Source organism: Segatella sinensis, from assembly GCF_040095255.1.
Taxonomy (GTDB): domain Bacteria; phylum Bacteroidota; class Bacteroidia; order Bacteroidales; family Bacteroidaceae; genus Prevotella; species Prevotella sinensis.
Window position 1 is genome coordinate 1 of sequence record NZ_JBBNGE010000042.1, and the last position, 18,693, is coordinate 18,693.

Sequence of the window (18,693 nt, forward strand, 5' to 3'; positions counted from 1 at the left end):
AAGGATGAAGAAAATAAGCAAAATCAAGTTTATGCTTTATTAACGAGAAGTTTTCTATAGGGGTGCTGAGTAGTTACCAAAGACTGCTGCAATGTGGGTTAAGAGATATTTTCGCTATATCTTAATTTGTAAAGTTATATCACGTCTCGGTTGTTCTGGCAATGCGCCTGAAGGAGTTCCTTCGGCATGAGCGTAGGCCAAGGGATGGAAAATTTCTGAGTTATGCGACAAATCGCTTGCGAAATGTAGGAAAATAAGCGAAAATACCATGAGTATATTAAAGAGATGATGTCGCATCGCAACCTTTTTGATGGCTTTTTTGTCTAATAACTAGACAGCAGTGTCAAGTATTTAGACAGGTCATCTTATGGTCTTTTTTCTATATGTTCTGATAATCAGTCGCTTATGTTTTTGGTATAGCCGTTGCCTTGCTATTTAGCAACAAATAAGAATAGTAACAACATAAAGAATAATAAGACAATGAAAAGATTTGCGTTAGTAGCATCCTTCTGTGGCATTGCCATAACACAGATGATGGCACAGAACATTAATGGTGAACAGATTTCCGACACGACTCTATTTGATAAGTTCTCCAAAGAACTTGGCGAAGTGGTGGTGAAAGCTCATCTTCCTCAATATAAGAAGACCCACGAAGGACTGCTGACCAACGTGGCAGGAACCATGCTTAGCAAGATGGGTACGGCAGAAGATGTATTGAAGCATGTGCCGAGCATCGTGAAGAAGAAAGATGGATATGAGGTGGTCGGCAAGGGTACGCCTATTATATATATCAACGGCAGGAAGATGCAAGACATCAGTGAGTTGGATAACATCAAATCTTCCGACATCAAGAGTGTGGAAGTCATCCAGAATCCAGGAGCTACCTACGATGCTTCGGTAAATGCAGTAATCAAAATCAAGACCATCAAGAAGAAAGGCGAAGGTTTCGGCTTTGATACTCGCTTTGTGTATTGGTACAATAAGCATGACAATACCATCCAACAGATTAACATGAACTATCGCCATAATGGACTGAATCTCTTTGCCACTTATAAGTTCTCTGATGCAACATGGATGCAAAAGGCCACCTACAATCAGACTGTACATGTAGATACGCTTTGGCAACAGCATAACAACAACGAAGTAACAGGTCGTATAGAATCGCATCGTCTTATCAGTGGTTTTAGCTATGATTTCAATGCCAATCATTCCATTGGTGCGAGATACACCTTGACCTCGCCAGGCTATTCTCGCTCAAAAGATTTTTTCGATAGTCAGGTAACTGCCGATGGTAAGTTTTACGACTACATCAAAACCGATGGTCTGACGGTCGACAAGGACAGCCCTAGCCATCAATTGAATGCCTACTACAACGGCACTTTGGGCAAGACCACTATTGACCTGAATACCGACCTCTATTTCAGTACAAACAGGGCTTATGCTTATAGCGATGAACAGAGCCAGGAGCACGATTCTCGTAACATCAACTCCAAGAATCGTGTGAGCAATAAGATGGTAGCTACCAAACTCGTAATTACCTCTCCTCTCTTAGGCGGTAATCTCTCCTATGGAGCTGAGTATATCAATACTCATCGTAACGATGACTACGAAGTGAACCGCACCGACCTCCTCGCCAACTCTTATAGCAAGTTGGAGGAGCAGACGGCAAGTCCATTCATCCAATATGCACGCCTCACCCCGATAGGAAACATCACGGCAGGATTGCGATACGAGTATGTAAGATTCAAGTATTATGATGCAGGCATCTATCAGCCCGAGCGGAGTCGCTCCTTCCGCAACCTCTTTCCTACCATCAGCTATGGTGCGAAGATAGGTAAGGTAATGGCACAGTTGAGCTATTCGGTAAAGACCTCTCGTCCTTCATATAGTCAACTGAGCAACAATGTATCTTATATGAATCGATTTACTCGCCAAACAGGTAATCCTTATCTAGACAACGAAACCAATCACAGAGTGGAATTATCGGGTGTATGGAAGTTCATCCAGTTTATGGTCAACTACAAGGACTCTCGCAATGCCATCATCTATTGGGCAGAGCAAATTCCTGAAGACGAAGCTATTACCATGATAAGTCGTAAGAACGTGAAGAGCCTCAAGAGCATGACCGCCTACATCAGTGCCGCTCCAAAGATAGGCATTTGGGCGCCACAAATCAACTTGGGCATGCAGAAGCCCTGGTTCACCCTCCGTACTGATGTGGCATCTTATCGCTTGAATCGTCCTATCTTCATGGGCAACTTCAACAATGCCTTCTCCTTGCCATACGGCATCACCCTTAACGTGGATTATCGCTATCAGAGTAAGGGTAACACGATGAATGTATATCTTGCCAAAGAGCAGCATGTACTGGATGTCAGCATCAGTAAGTCATTCCTAAAGGATGCCCTTACCTTGGAAATAAAAGGCAACGACCTGCTTTATAAATGTTGGGATGCCGACTTGCTCTATAACCAGAAGATGGAACTCTTGCAAGTGTCTAAGCGAGGTACGAGAGACCTGCAACTCACCCTTCGCCATAAGTTCAATACCACACGCAGCAAGTACAAGGGAACTGGTGCCGGTAATGTAGAGCTGAATCGACTATAAATATCTTTTATTACTTTTATTCGAAAGTAGAGACATTTAAGATTATTTTTTTGAGGTAGGTTTGCATTTTTAGGCAGGAATGTTTGGAGATAAAAAATAAAAGGTGTATATTTGCAGCGTGATTACTATTTAAAATGAGGAGGTAAATATGGATAGATATCAAATTATACGTATAATCCATGATTATATGTCTAGGAAGCCTGTGTTGAAGGCATGGATCTTTGGGTCTTTTGCTCGTGGTGAAGAAAAGGCTCAGAGCGATATAGATATTCTCTTTGTCCCCGATTTTGAGCATGGTTCGTTTACTTTGCTTACTCATGGAGGAATGTATGAGGATTTGAAGCAACTGCTAGGTCGTGAAGTTGACTTGGTTGTTGATGGCTCTTTGCGTCCGTATGCTCAGGAGAGTGTGGAACGAGATAAAATCTTGGTATATGAGAGAGCTAGTTAGGGATAAAGGAAGACTGGAAGATATTGTGGAGTATTCTTCCAACGTACTCAAAATCATTGATGGGATAGAGTTTGAGGAGTTTTCCTCAAATATTTTAGTCTATTTTGCAACGATGAAAAATATAGAGATAGTAGGCGAGGCTGCTTATATGCTGACCAAGGAATTCAAGGCAAGTCACCCGGAGATTCCTTGGAAACAGGTGGAAGGTATGCGCCATGTTTTGGTGCATGGTTATTCGCAGGTGTTGCCTCGTATTCTTTGGGCAACAGCAAAGGAGAATATTCCCGAAATCAAGGCTCAAGTGGAGAAATACCTGAACGAGACAGATTGGGAACATTATTGTGGGGAATAATGAACTTGTTCTTCTATACTGATTTATATTAAGCGCTTGTAGATATGAAAGAGAACAATAAATTAAAAGTAGTTCATACCACCTGGGAGGAGTTCCTTAAGGAGCATCCAGTTAAAGAGGTAGTTGATATGCCATCTTTGCCTAATGGCTATGTGGCAAGGGTTGTGACTGTTAATGCGGTTTCGTATACCTCTTGAACAGTTGTGATAAAGGCTGGCTGCTGGAATTATTTGTACGCGGTCTGTAACGATTGTCCCTGCCTTTATGAATCCCATTGGTACATATTTTCGTCTTTCGGAAGAAACACGTTTGCGTTTAATTCAATACTGTTATACGAGCTTCTACTCTCGTTTGGGTAAATTCTTGAGAAACTTATTTCCTATGAATACATGCGGAAAGTCAGTGCCCGTTTCTACGTCAGTAAAACTTGCCGTTAAATAGGTTTTCGGTAGCGTGCTTATGCTTGACATGTTTGACAGAAGGTATGCAACATTATCGTTTTTTACCTTAAAGGTATGTTCGAAGGTACTATTTTCTCCTTTTAAGTCGAAAGACAACATGGTCCCATTTTGAGATATATGGTATGTTCCTTTCATCATTGGTATGTCATTGTACTTAAACTGCATGTTATTATAGCTAAAAACGTAACATATACTATCCTCACTTGCAACCAATACGAATAAGCTATTTGGCTTTATATGAAGGTTTTTTCCTCCCTCTTCTTCAAAGTTCAACGTAGAAACTCTTTTTCCTGGATACCTTACCCCAAGAAGAAAAAGCAGCGAGACTGACGGCAGAGAGTACTTGTAGACTCTCTGCCTTTTCTTCGGACTGCTTACAACGATTCTATGCTGTCACGATAACTCCTCAACTGTTCTTCGCTCAATTTCGCCTTTGCATCTCTTAGTTTTTGCAGTAACGAAATTCTGTCATGAGGCAAGGAACCGGTAAATGGTACAGGATTGCTAACCGTTCGCCCCAGAATATGCGTCTGGATATGCAGATGCTCTATGAGTGTTATCATCTCATCGAAACGCTCATGCTCTGTTGCCTCCTCAAACTTACCTTCTTGAATTTCTTGGTAGAGTTGGCTTTCTGGAAATAATGTTAGCGAGAGGAAACCTATGCTTACTGGGTGAAGTTGGTTGAACCCCCCTGCCGAACGCAGAGCGTTTCTTTCACCGTTTCCATGACCACCTAATCCGACGAGATAGAAGAAGTGATAATGTATATCTGCTTCTTCAAGTTTACGGCATTGTTCAACGATGTCTTCGGACAGATACCCTTTGTTGACCCTTGTTAGAGTTTCACTGTCGCCACTCTCTACGCCAATGGTAAGATAATCGAAACCTAAGTGGTGGAGCTGTTGCAGTTCCTCTACCGTCTTGTTGCGAATATCCGTGATTCGAGAGAAACAACCGATGGTAGGGTGTCCTTCGCCTACGTATTTTCTGATGAGCAATGCAATGTCAGTCAGGCGGTTCGTGGTGAGCACAAAAGGATTGGCACCTGTAAGAAATATACGGTGAGCTCGTGGTTGGAAAGAATGGACTACTTTTAAGTCTTCCTCTATTTCCGACATAGGAGACATACGGAACTTCTGCTTGCCATAGAGCGTGCAGAACTTGCAGCGATGCCAAGTACAGCCAGCTGTGACCTGCAAGAGTTGTGAAGTGGCTTCATAAGGAGGTCGCCACACCGGACCGTCAAAATGTAATGTGGGTTGCATACTATTTCCTTTCTTTTTTACGTTATTATAATGGTATCATCAAAATTGATGGTGCAAAGGTAAGGAAATACCGACAAAAGAAATCATCGTATTGGCTTTATGCCCCTAACCAAAAGGTAAGTATTGAAGATTATGAAGAAGAAACTCAATTATGATTATTGCCAAGCCGCTCCTGTCTTGGAATGGATGAGTCAGAAGTGGGTATTGGTCGTGATGCTCCGTATAGAGGAATACGAAAAGGAAAGCATCCGTTTCAGCGAACTTTTCCGAACTATTCCCCAGGTTTCGGAAAAAGTACTTGCGTCAACGCTTGATTATCTACTGCAAGAAGGACTTGTTACAAGAGAGAGATTTGAAGAAGTTCCTCCAAGGGTGGAATATTCTCTCACACCAATAGCCAAGGACTTCTTGCGAGAAATCAGTTACGTCATAGAATGGGGGCAGCTGCATTTTGAGCAGATAGTTAAGGGCAGAAAATAGATTGGCTTTAAGTGGTAATTATAACCTTAGAGCCAAAAAGGTATTGCAATAGTACAACTTTTATTCGAAAGTAGAGCCATTTAAGATGATATTTTTGAGGTAGGTTTGCACTTTTAGGCGGGAATGTTTGGAGATAAAAAATAAAAGATTTTGAACATGGTTCGTTTGCTTTACTTATCCATGGAGGAATGTATGAGGACTTGAAGGTGCAAAGCTAATGCTTTTTTCGAGTTATCGGGCTAAAAGACTACAAAATGTTTGGTTAATCAAGAAAAATACCTTAACTTTGTCACCATAATTAAAGGGAATAGCTTATGAAAGGTAGAAGATATCCTCTCGGAATACAGACTTTCAAGAATATCATAGAGGGAAATTATGTATATGTAGATAAGACCGACTTAATCTATGAGTTGGTGCATGAGTAGAAATATTGCTTTCTGAGTCGTCCTCGACGATTCGGAAAGTCACTCCTTGTCACAACCCTACAAGCCTACTTCGAAGGAAAGAAAGAGCTATTCAAAGGGCTGAAGCTGGAAGCCTTGGAAAAAGATTGGGAGAAACACCCCGTTATCCATCTTGATCTTAGCAAGGGGAAATACTATAATATGGAAAGTCTGATAGAAACTCTTGATAAGATTCTTGAAACATACGAGGATTTATACCAAATAACTTCTGTTAGTACCGAGGCTTTTAATGTCCGATTGATTCGCATCATCAATGCCGCCAAGCAAAAGACCGACAGGAATGTGGTTGTGCTCGTCGATGAATATGATGCGCCGATGCACGACTCTATGAAAGACAAGGACTTGCAGGACAAGATACGTGACATCATGCGCAACTTCTTCAGTCCTTTGAAGGCTGAAGAGGACAATCTTCATTTTGTCTTTTTAACTGGTATCTCCAAGTTTAGCCAGTTGAGCATCTTCAGCGAACTGAACAATATCACGAATATCAGCATGTGGGACAAGTACAGCTCTATCTGTGGCATCAGCAAGGAAGAGCTCTTGGAAAATTTCCACGATGACATAGAGGAATTGGCGCAAGCCAATGATATGAACTATAAGGAGGCCTTAGCTGAGCTGAGATATAATTACGATGGCTATCACTTTAGTGGGAAAGGTGCCGATATGTATAATCCTTACAGCATGTTCAATTGCTTAGAGACCCATGAATTTGATAGCTATTGGTTCTCTACTGGTACTCCTACCTTCCTGATAGAACTGCTTCAAGAGAAAAATGTCGATATGCTCCAGTTGGACGACATTTGGACAACCTCCGACCGCTTCGATACCCCAACAGAGAAGATTGTTGACCCTGTACCGGTATTATACCAAAGCGGCTATCTCACAATCAAGTCATACAATCGTTTGGCGAAATTATACAAGCTTGCCTTCCCTAATGAAGAGGTGCGCAAGGGATTCTCCAACAGCCTCTTCCGCTATTATGCCCCAGACGGCATGGGCGACCGTGATGCTATCTACATGGCATGGGCAAAGAACTTCATCCTGAGTGCCGAGGACAATATGGAGGCATTCCTCCCTCATCTCCAGACTTTCTACAAGAAGTTCCCATATACATTGGTCAACAACAACGAACGCCATTACCAAGCCGTGCTCTACACCATATTGTTAATCCTCGGATGTGATGTTACTCCTGAGATGCCTACATCTGATGGCAGAATCGATATGGTGCTGAAAACCAAGCGCAGCATCTATGTAATGGAACTGAAATACAAGAAGGATACAGAGGTAGCGATGGAGCAAATCGACTGCAAGGACTATCTCGCTGCCTTTGCCGATGACAGCAGAAAGAAATACAAGGTGGGCATCAACTTCTCGGAAGACCGTCGAAGTATCGACGACTGGAAAGTGGAGGCATTGGCATAATACTGCTTGTGATGAATGGATTTGATTAACAAAATGTAGAAAGTCCCTCATAAAAGTGTTTGAATGACTCGAAAAGTCCCTCATAAAAGTGTGCTAATCTTTCAAAAAGTCCCTCATAAAAATGTGATATATTTTGTTATCTCGTTAATTTTCAGTATATTTGCAGCAAAAAATCAATATATGGAAAGATTTATCATGCAAGACCTCATTGCTTGGAAAAACAGAGAGGATAGAAAACCTCTTATTCTGTTAGGTGCAAGACAGGTTGGCAAAACTTATATCTTGAAGGAATTTGGGCAACGGGAGTTCGAAAATGTGGCCTATATAAATTGTGACAACAATGCCATGGCTAAGGATTTGTTTGCTTCAGACTATAATATAGATCGCATTCTTCTCACCATTGGAGCCATTACCGGTGTTAATATAGAAGCCGGCAAGACCCTCATCATTATGGATGAAATACAGGAGTTGCTTCGTGGACTTGCCTCGTTGAAGTATTTCTGTGAAAATGCAAGGGAGTATCATGTGGCAGTAGCCGGTTCCCTTCTCGGCTTGGCTCTTCATCAGGGAGAATCCTATCCTGTGGGAAAGGTTAACACCCTGGAAATGTATCCGATGACATTCGAGGAGTTTCTGTGGGCACGTGGTTTCAAGCAGCGTATGGATCTGCTGCAGCATGGAATGTGGGATGTGGTAAAATCGCTCAGAACCCTCTATATTCAGCATCTTCGTGAATATTACCTTGTTGGCGGTATGCCCGAAGCTGTAAATAAGTTCATAGAGACCAATGATGCAAATGCCGTAAGGGAAGTGCAGGAAGAAATTATTCGGGCCTACGAAAAAGACATTTCCAAGCATGCGCCAAAAGAGCAGGTTGTAAGAATCAACCAGGTATGGAACTCTATCCCTTCCCAACTAGCCAAGGAGAATAAAAAGTTTATCTATGGTGTAGTAAAGCAAGGTGCAAGAGCCAAGGATTATGAGTTGGCTATCCAATGGCTCATAGATGCAGGGCTGGTGTATAAAATCAGTAGGGTGAAGACTTTGGGGCTTCCTCTGAAGATTCATGAGGATATCAGTGCCTTTAAATTGTATCTCTTGGATTGTGGATTGCTGGGGGCTATGAGTAAAATTCCACCAGCTTTACTTCTTTTGCCTAGTAATGACAATACCGGGAAGGGTGATTTTACGGAAAACTTCGTTTGCTGTCAGCTGGAATCGCTGCGCCAGATTCCTATATATTATTATAGTAAGGAAAACAGCCAGTTGGAACTTGACTTTGTTATTCAGGCAGGAATCCAGGTCATACCGGTAGAAGTGAAGGCGGAGGAGAATCTTCAGTCAAAGTCTTTGAAAGCGACTATAGCCAAATATCCCGGCATGAAAGGTTTGCGTTTTTCCATGAGTGATTATCGGGAACACGACGGCATTACGAATGTTCCATTATACGGGGCAAGAGGGTATTTGGCAACATATATCTGAAGCGAAATATGGCTTGGGTATCGTGTTTTTTGTGAACCAATGGATTCGTTTTGTGAAGAATATGATAAGAAGAACAAGAGCGACAGCCAAAAATATATTCGACTGCCGCTCTCTTTCTTTTCTTTCTATTTCTTTTATGGGTTGAGTTTTCTTTATATCCTTATCTCAATGGGTTTATACTTCCTTCAATACAGTTTCCAATCTTCCGATGAAGTCATCCACATTCTCCTTGGTCAATACCAATGGAGGGAGGATACGGAGGATGTTGGTGCCGGCGCAACCGGTGAAGCAGTGCTGCTCGTGGATGAGCTTGCTGCGAACTTTCTTGTGAGGAATATCAAGTACGGCACCTACCATCAAACCACGGCCACGAACTTCTGTGATGTGGCTGTTGCGCTTCTGCAACTCCTTCAGCTGGGCGATGAGATATTCACCAACCTCATGCGCATTCTGTACCAGGTTCTCCTTCTCGAAAACATCGAGAACGGCGAGAGCTGCTGTACATGCCAGGTGGTTGCCACCGAAGGTAGTACCCAACTGACCATATACAGGAGTAAACTCAGGAGAAATCAACACGCCACCCATAGGGAAACCGTTACCGATACCCTTGGCTACGGTGATGAGGTCAGGCTTGATGCCCAACCACTGGTGAGCAAAGAACTTACCGCTTCTACCATAGCCGCACTGGATTTCATCGCAAATCAGGAAAGTGCCGTATTTCTCGCAGGCAGCCTGCAAGCCCTGAGCAAACTCAGGAGTTACCATGTTGCAACCACCTACGCCCTGAATCGCCTCAATGATACAAGCACATACATCGCCCTTGGCAATTTCCTTCTCCCATGCCTCCAAATCGTTGATAGGAAGATAGGTTACGTGACCATTATCATTGATAGGAGCGATGATCTTAGGATTATTTGTTACCTCTACGGCAAGAGATGTTCTGCCGTGGAAAGCCTTCTCTATAGAAAGCACGCGGGTTCTTCCGTTGGTGAAGGAAGCCAGCTTCAAGGCGTTCTCGTTTGCCTCGGCACCCGAGTTGATGAGGAAGAACTGATAATCTTCATAACCGCTAGCCTTGCCCAGACGCTCAGCGAGTTTCACCTGCAACTTGTTGATGACAGAATTGGAATAGAAACCCAGGTTGTTCAACTGGTTGGTGAGCATCTCCACATAGTGAGGATGGCAATGACCGATGCTGATAACGGCATGACCGCCATAGAGGTCTAGGTATTCCTGACCCTTGTCGTCCCATACATTGCAGCCCTGTCCTTTTACAATATTAATATCGAAAAGAGGATATACGTCGTAAAGTTTCATGTTAAATCTATGTTTTAAGAAAGACAACTCATAGAGTTATCTTATTACAAACTATTTTTTATGATAGAAGAACGAATGATTTTTCATCCGTTCTTCCGTATTCTTTTATCTAAAATGCTGATGGCTTGAGCTTTAAACCTGCAGTCTGGTCGAGACCAAACATGATGTTCATGTTCTGAATAGCCTGACCTACGGCACCCTTCAAGAGATTGTCGATGCAGGAAGTGATGAGGAGCTTATCACCATACTTATCCACATGAACCAGGCACTTGTTGGTATTCACCACCTGCTTCAGGTCGATTGCCTTATCCACATAGTGGGTGAACTTGGCATCCTTGTAGAACTCCTTGTAACCTGCTACGATTTCCTCGATAGGCTTGTCGGTCTTCACTACTTCAGTAGCGAAGATACCGCGGGCGAAGTCGCCACGGTAAGGGATGAAGTCGATGGCAGCATCGAGATAACCCTGTGTCTGCTTCAGACTCTGACGAATCTCTGGCACGTGCTGATGGTTGAATGCCTTGTAGATGCTCATGTTGTTGTTGCGCCATGAGAAATGAGTAGTGGCGCCTGGCTTCTGACCAGCACCGGTGCTACCGGTAATGGCGTTAACAGATACATCGCTGTTGATGAGGCCCATCTTAGCAGCAGGCAACAAACCAAGTTGAATGCAAGTTGCAAAACAACCTGGGTTTGCCACGTGCTGAGCTACGGCTATTTTTGATTCATTTATTTCTGGAAGACCATATACAAAATCGTGAGCTGCTGGGGTTGGCTGCTGGGTAGCAACCACAGTCTCAGGGGCAAGACGGAAGTCTTGTGCCAGGTCGATAATCTTCACGTTCTCCGGAACATTGTGCTCCTTCAGGAACGCCTCGCTCTTGCCGTGACCGAAGCAGAAGAAGATGACATCCACCTGGTCGAAAGGCATCTCGGCGGTAAACTTCAAATCAGTCTCGCCATACAATCCCTCGTGAACCTCAGCCACCAGGTTGCCGGCGTTGCTCTCGCTATTGGCGAATACAATCTCTGCCTCAGGATGGTTGATAAGGAGGCGAATCAACTCACCTCCTGTATAACCAGCTGCTCCTAAAATACCTACTTTTACCATATTATCTTTCCTCGTTAGGGTGCATACCATAATAAACACGGAGTGGAGTAGAGCTTACCTTGATGAAGCCCTTCGCATCCTCGGCTGTCCAGCCATGCTGCATCTCACCATACTCACCGAGCTTAGACTTGGTCAAATCGTCTGGTGAGTCGATACCTACAGTCTGGAAACTGTATGGACGGAGCTTCAAGATGGCTGTACCGTTTACGTTGCGCTGAGAAGAAGTCAACATTGCCTCGATATCCGGCATCACTGGCTCCAGGTACTGGCTCTCGTGGAGGAACATTCCGTACCAGTTGCCTACCTGGTCCTTCCAATACTGCTGCCACTTGCTCAATGTGCTCTTCTCCAACAGGCGGTGAGCCTCGATGATGAGCTTAGGAGCTGCAGCCTCGAAAGCTACACGACCCTTGATACCGATGATGGTATCACCCACGTTGCAGTCGCGACCGATGGCGTAAGAAGCACCAATCTCCTCAATCTTCTGGATGGCAGCAATCTTATCATCAAACTTCTCGCCGTTGACAGCCACGATTTCACCCTTCTCGAAGGTAATCTTCAGTTCAGCCTCTTCTTCCTTGGCAGTAACGTGCTTCAGATAAGCCTCCTCTGGGAGACCCTGGGTTGGGTCGAGAATTTCACCACCGCAGATACTGGTTCCCCAGATACCTACGTTATAAGAATACTTCAACTTGGTGAAGTCTGCATAGAAACCATGCTCGTTCAGATAGTCAACCTCCTCCTTACGAGAAAGTGCCTTGTCACGGGTCAAGGTGATGATCTCTACACCAGGAGCCATTACCAGGAAGGTCATGTCGAAACGAATCTGGTCGTTGCCGGCACCTGTACTTCCGTGAGCGATGGCGTCAGCACCAATCTCCTTGGCGTAACGAGCGATGGCGATAGCCTGGAAGATACGCTCAGAAGATACAGAGATAGGGTAGCAGTTGTTGCGGAGCACATTACCGAAAATCATGTATTTCAATGATTTCTCGTAATACTCGTGGGTAACGTCGAGAGTGACGTATGCCTTGGCACCCAACTTATATGCGTTCTCCTCGTTGGTCTTCAACTGCTCGGCGGAGAAACCACCTGTGTTAGCGCATGCTGCATAAACATCCCAGCCATCCTGGGTCAACTTCATTACTGTGTATGATGTATCGAGACCGCCACTGAAAGCGACTACAACTTTTTTATTTGCCATTTTATTTTATGTTTAATATGTGGTGAATAATGTTTAGATGGCATTCTTGCCAATACCTTAAATTATATGTAAGGATTTAAATTTCTGCAGATGGACCGTCAATCTTGCGGATTCTCTCAATCACTTCCTGAGGAAGCTTGATAGGCAGATGCTCTTCTGGGTCGAAGAGCATGGCGGTGCAGATGCAGTATTTGCGGTTGGTACGATGGAGGACATCCACGTTGATGCAACCCTCGCAACCACGCCAGAATGACTCGTCGTCGGTCAGGTCGGCAAAGGTAACAGGAAGATACCCCAGTTGGGTGTTCATCTTCATGACAGCCGAACCGGATGTCAAAGAGAAAATCTTGGCATGAGGCCATCGCTGTCGGGCGAGTGTAAAGGTCAGGTTCTTGATGCGCTTTGCCAATCCCAATCCTCGGAAGTCTGGGTGAACGATCAAACCTGATGTGGTGACATAGTGCTTGTTGCCCCATGTTTCGATGTAGCTGAAACCTGCGAACTTCTCGCCCTGGAGAGCGATGACAGCCTTGGCTTCGCGCATCTTGGTGGCAACATAATCTGGTGAACGCTTGGCGATACCAGAACCACGCTTCTTTGCAGCTTCTGCAATTGTAGTCAGAATGGTGTCGATGTACTTGATGTGACTTTCGTCAGCCACCATTACTTTAACTTCTTCCATTTTCTCTTTATATTTTGAATGTTCTTATTTGTAATCTGTTGTTTTAATACCTGTCAACCATCAATTAATATCTATGATTGAGTTCCGGAATCACTTCCGACAAGATGTCGATGATTTCCTCTTCTGTAGTACCCTTCTTCTTGACCAGGAAGATGGTGTCATCTCCTGCGATGGTTCCAAGGATTTGAGGAATATCGCTGTTGTCGATGTTGTAGGCGATACTGCTCGCATATCCCGGACGTGTCTTGATAACTACCATGTTGCCTGAGAAATTGATGGATTGAAATCCTGTACTCAGTCCCATCTTGCTGATGGACATAGGGTGAGTGACACGTTTGTAGAGTGCATCATTGGGTAAGACGTATGCGTATTTTCCGCTGGATGAAGCAGCCTTGGCTACCTTGAGCAGCTTGAGGTCGCGGCTCAATGTGGCTTGCGTTATCTCAAATCCTTCTTTGTGCAAAGCTTGCAAGAGTTGTTCCTGCGAACTTAGCTCTTGGCTAGAGATAAGCATCTTTAATGCTTCTAATCTGTTGTTCTTTACTTTCATACGCTGTATTTTTATTCGTTTTTGGTTGCAAAATTACAATAAATATATGAAAACACCAAGAGAATATGTATAAAATTTGCATATTTACGATAAATTGTTGTAGAATGATAGGAATATGCAGGAAATATGCAGTATAAATATGCGTGTTGTGTGTCTGGGATACAGTGTCGAATAGCTTTGGCTTGTTTTCTGGTATTTCCTTTGGCATTATATATACGTTTGAAATCATTATAAAAGTGGGTTGCAGGAATAAAAGAAGTTTTTTTTGTTGATTCTTGCATCTTTTTTACTTAAAAACTTGCATTTATTGTTTTTTTTGTTTATTTTTGCAGCAACTAATCTTTAAGCCAATGAATAAATTAACGCTACACTTATTGATTTTACTAACCATACCCTGTATTCTCTATGGTCGTAACTTCAATGTGATGGATTTCGGTGCTCGAGGTAACGGAATCAGTGATGACGCAATCGCCATTCAGAAAGCTGTGGATGCTTGTACGAATGCCGGAGGGGGAGATGTGGTCTTTTCCGCCAATCATACATTCCTTTCAGGCCCCGTACAGTTGAAATCGAATGTGAACATCGTTCTGGAAACCAATTCCGTCTGGAAAGCCAATCCCGATGAGAGTATCTATCATCTCAGCGCCTTCGGTAAGAATGAGGGTGAGGGTATGATGTGGATATGGGCGAAGGATGTGGAGAATCTTTCGTTCTCTGGGCATGGTACGATTTATGGCAATGGTATCAAGTTTATGGGGGCTGAACTTTTTGATAGTTACGAGCTCAAACCGGTCACTACTTTCGATCCCCGTCCGCATGTGCTTACCCTGATGGGAGTCAGGAATCTCAATATCCGTGATATTACGATACGGGAAGGTGCTTACTGGACGGTGCATCTCATCGGTTGCGATGGAGCTGTGATTGACGGCATCAATCTGCTCAACAATCTCAAGATCCGTAATGGTGATGGTATTGATATCGATCATAGCAAGAATGTGCGCATTGCCAACTGTCATATCACCAGTGGCGATGATGCTATCTGCCTGAAAAACCGCCGTGAGTTTGAAGAGTATGGTTCTTGCCACGATATCGTTGTAACGAATTGTGTGATGGAGAGCCGCAGCTGTACTGTGAAGATTGGCAGCGAGAATATGGATTCCATCTATAATGTGGTTATCGACAATTGCGTGATCAAGGGTAGCAACCGTGGTCTCGGTATTCAGAACCGTGATGAGGGAACCGTGAGCAATGTGGTTTTCTCTAACATCATTCTGGATTGCCAGCTGTGGAGCGATGTATGGTGGGGCAAGGCAGAACCTATTTACGTTACTTCTTACCCTCGTGCCAATGGAAATCACAAGGATGCCAACTGGCGATTCCCTAAAGGTCAGACGGTAGGAAGATGTGGCGAGGTGAGTCATATCTACTTCAATCATATTTATGCCACTTCAGAAAACGGATGCTTTATCGGCGGAGATACTCCGGATAAGGTAAACAATATCTATCTCAACAATGTACATCTCAACTTGAAGAAACTGACAGGCTATGATGGCGGCGTGTATGACAAGCGTCCATGTCGTGGCGAGGGCTTTATATATAATAAGGTATATGGAGTCTATGTGGAGAATGCCAGGGATGTAGAGATTGATGATCTGCGAGTACAGGTTGGACCGAAAGTAAACTATGGAGGAAAAACTTTCGGTATAGATGACTAGAAAAACAATCTTTTAATAGAATTGAAACTAAAATCTTAAACAGGTGTAATAAGGTAGTACTACCTTTGCATCCGATTATTTATAACAAAATCTAATAAGTTATGCAAATAGTACAAAAGACAAATGGAAGAATCATGAAAAGAGTATTGCTTTCTTCCGCCCTTCTGCTGGTGAGTACACTCACATTTGCACAAAGTAAGGTCAGCGGTACCGTAAAAGATGCCAATGGCGAACCTCTCATAGGCGTAAGCGTCATGGAGGTGGGTACTAACAATGGTGCGGTTACCGATATAAATGGTAACTATACCTTGAATGTGAAGCCGGGAGCGAAGCTGAAGCTCTCTTACATTGGATTTACGTCAAAGACCATTAAGGCAAGTGGCAATAGTCAGATTGTGTTGGATGAAGATAACACTGCCCTCAACGAGGTGGTTGTGGTAGGTTATGGTACGATGCGTCGTAAGGATGTAACTTCTTCTATCACAACAGTGAATGCTAAGGATTTGAACAAGGGTGTTTATACAGACCCTGCCCAGATGCTTCAGGGTAAGGTGCCAGGATTGGTGGTAACTTCTTCTGGCGACCCTAGTGGTTCTACCAGCATGACTCTTCGTGGTGCTTCCTCTCTTCGAACCGGAGAGGCTATGCAGCCTTATTATGTGATAGATGGTATCCCGGGAGTGGATATTTCAATGGTGGCTCCTGACGATATCGAGAGCATTGATGTCCTTCGTGATGCCTCTGCTACAGCTATCTATGGTTCCAAGGCAGCTAATGGTGTGATTATGATTACCACCAAGAAAGGCAAGAACAATCAGGAGCGTGTGAACGTATCCTACTCGGGTTATGTAGGTTTCGACCATATTTCCAAGACTTTGGATATGGCTTCTGCCGATGATATTCGGGGCTATGTAAAGGCTAACAATTTGGATTATGCTTATGACTATGGAGCTTCTACCGATTGGCAGAAGGAGGTACTTCGTACAGGTATCAGCCATAACCACAACCTTTCCATCAATGGTGGCAGCAAGAAGACTACCTATATGACTTCTCTGAATTATAACAATCGTGAGGGTATCATCAAGGGAACTGATATGCATCGTATCAATTTCCGCTCTTTGGTAAGTTCTAAGGTTTTGAAAGACCATTTAGACCTTTCTGCAGGCTTGAATGCCATGTATGGTAAGCACGAGGGAGTGCCTATGAACAATGAGGGCGGCTCTGTACTGGATGCAATGAACTATTTTAACCCTACAACTCCTGTTAGAAATGAGGATGGCTCTTGGAGTAAGGGTGATGGCTCTAAAAACTATAACCCGCTATCCCTCATTGCAGAGGATTCTTCTGAGTTCGAGTGGAAACGTATGCAGTTTATCGCAAAGGCTACGGCTAATATTGTCAAGGGTTTGACTTGGAATGTCAACTATCAGTATAGCAATAAGCAGCGTACCTATAGTGCATACGATTCTCATAACACCCAGCTCAATGGTATCAGCGATTATCAGGGACGTGCCAACCGTAGCACATATCAAGGACATGACCAGACTTTCGAGACATACATCAACTATGATGCTACTTTCAATAAGGTACATAAGTTGGGCTTGATGGCAGGTTACTCTTGGGAGGAGCGTGTTAACAATGACGGCTTTGGACTGACCGTTCATAATTTCTTCGATGATAAATTGGGTTGGAATCAGTTGAAGTATGCTGGTACCATTGATGGCATGACTGCTGTGGAGAGCGGTACGAAGGAGACTGTCCGTAATATCTCTTTCTATGGTCGTCTGTCTTATTCATACAATAGCCGTTATATGTTGCAGGCTACCATTCGTCGCGATGGATCATCTGTGTTTGGTGATGGTCATCAGTGGGGATATTTCCCATCCGTATCAGGAGCATGGAATGTCACTGAAGAGAAATTCATGGATGGCTTGAAGGATGCCTTGAAACTGTCTAACCTGAAGCTTCGTGTGGGTTATGGTGTAAGTGGTAATGCTCTGGGATTTGGTGCATATACTGCTGTAGCTACCTATGGCGCGAATGGTTCTGTATCTACCATCAATGGTAAGAATTATGCTACATTGGTGGCTACCAAGTTAGCTAATCCGGATTTGAAGTGGGAGAAAACCAGTATGTTGAACATTGGTTTGGATTATGCCTTCTTCGATGGTCGTATCAATGGTTCTATCGAGTATTACGACAAGAATACCAAGGATCTGATCTGGAATTATCCAGTATCTTCTTTCGTTTATCCTTATAGTACTATCGTAGCCAATGTGGGTGAAATCAGCAATCGTGGTATTGAGTTCTCTATCAATGCAATTCCTGTACGGAATCAGAATTTTACATGGACAACAACTCTGAACCTTTCTCATAATAAGAATAAGGTAAAGAAGTTGACTAATGAGAAGTATAGTACAGCAACCTTTACTCAGGGTGATCCTATGGTGGCTGGCGTGTCTGCCTATGGTTATACACAGCAGATTATGGAAGGTCAGCCTTTGGGTACGTTCTTCACCTACGAGTTTGCTGGTTACGACGAGGATGGTATTTCTGTCTATTATGAGCATGATAAGGCTACAGGTGAGCGCAATGGTAAGACTACTAAGTCGCCAGCATTTGAAGACCGTACAATCACGGGTTGCGCACAGCCAAAGTTGAATGTGGGATGGAACAATAGTTTCAGTTATAAGAACTGGAGTGCTTCCTTCTTCTTTACTGGTGTGTTTGGCAATAAGATTTATAATGGCCTCCGAGCTCACTATACTGCACCAGACTTCTTTGCTGGTGGCAAGAATGTATTGAAGGAGTTTATTACCGACCGTCCGGCAACTGATACCAGTTCTAACATTCCATCAGATAAGTTCATAGAGAATGGCTCTTATGTTCGCTTGCAGAACTTGTCCTTGGGTTATACTTTCCGCAATTTGGACGGATGGTTGAACAGCCTTCAGTTGTATGTTAATGCCAATAATGTCTTCACGATTACAAGCTACAAGGGCTTGGATCCTGAGGTTAATCTTGGTGGAATCGACCCTGGTGTAGATTATCGTTGGAGTAATTATCCACATACTCGTACGATTATGGTGGGTGCTAAAATCAATTTCTAACAACATTTAAATACGCT

15 protein-coding genes and 2 pseudogenes are annotated in these 18,693 nt (G+C 43.5%); 10 read left to right on the top strand and 7 right to left on the bottom strand.

From position 1 onward, the window contains the following. Positions 1-480 precede the first annotated feature (480 nt). From AAAT87_RS11190 to AAAT87_RS11205, 4 genes are all read left to right on the top strand, one after another. Complete coding sequence (locus AAAT87_RS11190; RefSeq protein WP_349226458.1) at positions 481-2,607, top strand: TonB-dependent receptor domain-containing protein; 2,127 nt, start codon at positions 481-483, stop codon at positions 2,605-2,607. A gap of 187 nt (positions 2,608-2,794) precedes the next feature. Further along, positions 2,795-3,058, top strand: coding sequence for a nucleotidyltransferase family protein (locus AAAT87_RS11195; protein WP_246031356.1), 264 nt, complete (start codon positions 2,795-2,797; stop codon positions 3,056-3,058). After that, positions 3,042-3,410 (top strand): HepT-like ribonuclease domain-containing protein, encoded by a 369-nt coding sequence (locus AAAT87_RS11200; protein ID WP_295301738.1) that lies wholly within the window; start codon positions 3,042-3,044, stop codon positions 3,408-3,410. Before AAAT87_RS11195 ends, AAAT87_RS11200 begins: the two co-directional genes overlap by 17 nt. Positions 3,411-3,454: 44 nt before the next feature. Then, positions 3,455-3,607, top strand: a complete 153-nt coding sequence (locus AAAT87_RS11205) for a hypothetical protein (protein ID WP_158570076.1) — start codon at positions 3,455-3,457, stop codon at positions 3,605-3,607. Between the two features lie 18 nt (positions 3,608-3,625). Here the strand turns inward: AAAT87_RS11205 and AAAT87_RS15560 are convergent. Together AAAT87_RS15560 and AAAT87_RS11210 are read right to left on the bottom strand one after the other, a co-directional pair. Continuing rightward, positions 3,626-3,730: pseudogene (locus AAAT87_RS15560) on the bottom strand (type IIL restriction-modification enzyme MmeI); the annotation flags it as partial. A 515-nt stretch (positions 3,731-4,245) separates the two neighbouring features. Further along, positions 4,246-5,139 carry a radical SAM protein gene (locus AAAT87_RS11210; protein WP_349226459.1) on the bottom strand — a complete coding sequence of 298 codons (894 nt, stop codon included), beginning with the start codon at positions 5,137-5,139 and terminating at the stop codon, positions 4,246-4,248. Between the two features lie 132 nt (positions 5,140-5,271). Between AAAT87_RS11210 and AAAT87_RS11215 the strand changes: the two genes are divergently transcribed. The 4 genes and pseudogenes from AAAT87_RS11215 (at position 5,272) to AAAT87_RS11230 (ending at position 8,987) form a co-directional block, all read left to right on the top strand. After that, the gene (locus AAAT87_RS11215) at positions 5,272-5,619 is read left to right on the top strand and encodes a winged helix-turn-helix transcriptional regulator (protein ID WP_298532766.1); all 348 of its coding nucleotides are present in this window, start codon (positions 5,272-5,274) and stop codon (positions 5,617-5,619) included. A gap of 314 nt (positions 5,620-5,933) precedes the next feature. Then, positions 5,934-6,485 (top strand): annotated as a pseudogene (locus AAAT87_RS11220) (AAA family ATPase); the annotation flags it as partial. Positions 6,486-7,142: 657 nt separating this feature from the next. Then, complete coding sequence (locus AAAT87_RS11225; RefSeq protein ID WP_349226469.1) at positions 7,143-7,505, top strand: PD-(D/E)XK nuclease domain-containing protein; 363 nt, start codon at positions 7,143-7,145, stop codon at positions 7,503-7,505. A gap of 180 nt (positions 7,506-7,685) precedes the next feature. After that, positions 7,686-8,987 (top strand): ATP-binding protein, encoded by a 1,302-nt coding sequence (locus tag AAAT87_RS11230; RefSeq protein ID WP_349226460.1) that lies wholly within the window; start codon positions 7,686-7,688, stop codon positions 8,985-8,987. 174 nt (positions 8,988-9,161) lie between these two features. Here the strand turns inward: AAAT87_RS11230 and AAAT87_RS11235 are convergent, their stop codons facing one another. From AAAT87_RS11235 to argR, 5 genes are all read right to left on the bottom strand, one after another. Next, a complete protein-coding gene (locus tag AAAT87_RS11235) occupies positions 9,162-10,304 on the bottom strand; it encodes an aspartate aminotransferase family protein (RefSeq protein ID WP_349226461.1) in 1,143 nt (380 codons plus the stop codon). Between the two features lie 109 nt (positions 10,305-10,413). Then, positions 10,414-11,415: an N-acetyl-gamma-glutamyl-phosphate reductase gene (gene argC, locus AAAT87_RS11240; RefSeq protein ID WP_298532774.1), complete on the bottom strand. Its 1,002-nt coding sequence runs from the start codon at positions 11,413-11,415 to the stop codon at positions 10,414-10,416. A gap of 1 nt (position 11,416) precedes the next feature. After that, positions 11,417-12,619 (bottom strand): argininosuccinate synthase, encoded by a 1,203-nt coding sequence (locus tag AAAT87_RS11245; protein ID WP_089544441.1) that lies wholly within the window; start codon positions 12,617-12,619, stop codon positions 11,417-11,419. Between the two features lie 76 nt (positions 12,620-12,695). Beyond that, positions 12,696-13,301, bottom strand: coding sequence for a GNAT family N-acetyltransferase (locus tag AAAT87_RS11250; RefSeq protein ID WP_295024292.1), 606 nt, complete (start codon positions 13,299-13,301; stop codon positions 12,696-12,698). 64 nt (positions 13,302-13,365) lie between these two features. After that, a complete protein-coding gene (argR, locus tag AAAT87_RS11255; protein ID WP_089544439.1) occupies positions 13,366-13,851 on the bottom strand; it encodes an arginine repressor in 486 nt (161 codons plus the stop codon). 350 nt (positions 13,852-14,201) lie between these two features. Here argR and AAAT87_RS11260 point away from each other — a divergent pair, with 350 nt between their 5' ends. After that, positions 14,202-15,566: a glycoside hydrolase family 28 protein gene (locus AAAT87_RS11260; protein ID WP_349226462.1), complete on the top strand. Its 1,365-nt coding sequence runs from the start codon at positions 14,202-14,204 to the stop codon at positions 15,564-15,566. A 134-nt stretch (positions 15,567-15,700) separates the two neighbouring features. Next, the gene (locus AAAT87_RS11265) at positions 15,701-18,676 is read left to right on the top strand and encodes a SusC/RagA family TonB-linked outer membrane protein (RefSeq protein ID WP_349226463.1); all 2,976 of its coding nucleotides are present in this window, start codon (positions 15,701-15,703) and stop codon (positions 18,674-18,676) included. Positions 18,677-18,693 lie beyond the last annotated feature (17 nt).

Bases quoted from the DNA above. Each gene is read 5' to 3' on its own strand.
- AAAT87_RS11235 (WP_349226461.1), bottom strand. From the start codon at position 10,304: ATGAAACTTTACGACGTATATCCTCTTTTCGATATTAATATTGTAAAA.
- AAAT87_RS11215 (WP_298532766.1), top strand. From the start codon at position 5,272: ATGAAGAAGAAACTCAATTATGATTATTGCCAAGCCGCTCCTGTCTTG.
- AAAT87_RS11225 (WP_349226469.1), top strand. From the start codon at position 7,143: ATGGAGGCATTCCTCCCTCATCTCCAGACTTTCTACAAGAAGTTCCCA.
- AAAT87_RS11245 (WP_089544441.1), bottom strand. From the start codon at position 12,619: ATGGCAAATAAAAAAGTTGTAGTCGCTTTCAGTGGCGGTCTCGATACA.
- AAAT87_RS11190 (WP_349226458.1), top strand. From the start codon at position 481: ATGAAAAGATTTGCGTTAGTAGCATCCTTCTGTGGCATTGCCATAACA.
- AAAT87_RS11265 (WP_349226463.1), top strand. From the start codon at position 15,701: ATGAAAAGAGTATTGCTTTCTTCCGCCCTTCTGCTGGTGAGTACACTC.
- AAAT87_RS11205 (WP_158570076.1), top strand. From the start codon at position 3,455: ATGAAAGAGAACAATAAATTAAAAGTAGTTCATACCACCTGGGAGGAG.
- AAAT87_RS11195 (WP_246031356.1), top strand. From the start codon at position 2,795: ATGTCTAGGAAGCCTGTGTTGAAGGCATGGATCTTTGGGTCTTTTGCT.
- argR (WP_089544439.1), bottom strand. From the start codon at position 13,851: ATGAAAGTAAAGAACAACAGATTAGAAGCATTAAAGATGCTTATCTCT.
- AAAT87_RS11230 (WP_349226460.1), top strand. From the start codon at position 7,686: ATGGAAAGATTTATCATGCAAGACCTCATTGCTTGGAAAAACAGAGAG.
- AAAT87_RS11210 (WP_349226459.1), bottom strand. From the start codon at position 5,139: ATGCAACCCACATTACATTTTGACGGTCCGGTGTGGCGACCTCCTTAT.
- AAAT87_RS11200 (WP_295301738.1), top strand. From the start codon at position 3,042: ATGAGAGAGCTAGTTAGGGATAAAGGAAGACTGGAAGATATTGTGGAG.
- AAAT87_RS11250 (WP_295024292.1), bottom strand. From the start codon at position 13,301: ATGGAAGAAGTTAAAGTAATGGTGGCTGACGAAAGTCACATCAAGTAC.
- AAAT87_RS11260 (WP_349226462.1), top strand. From the start codon at position 14,202: ATGAATAAATTAACGCTACACTTATTGATTTTACTAACCATACCCTGT.
- argC (WP_298532774.1), bottom strand. From the start codon at position 11,415: ATGGTAAAAGTAGGTATTTTAGGAGCAGCTGGTTATACAGGAGGTGAG.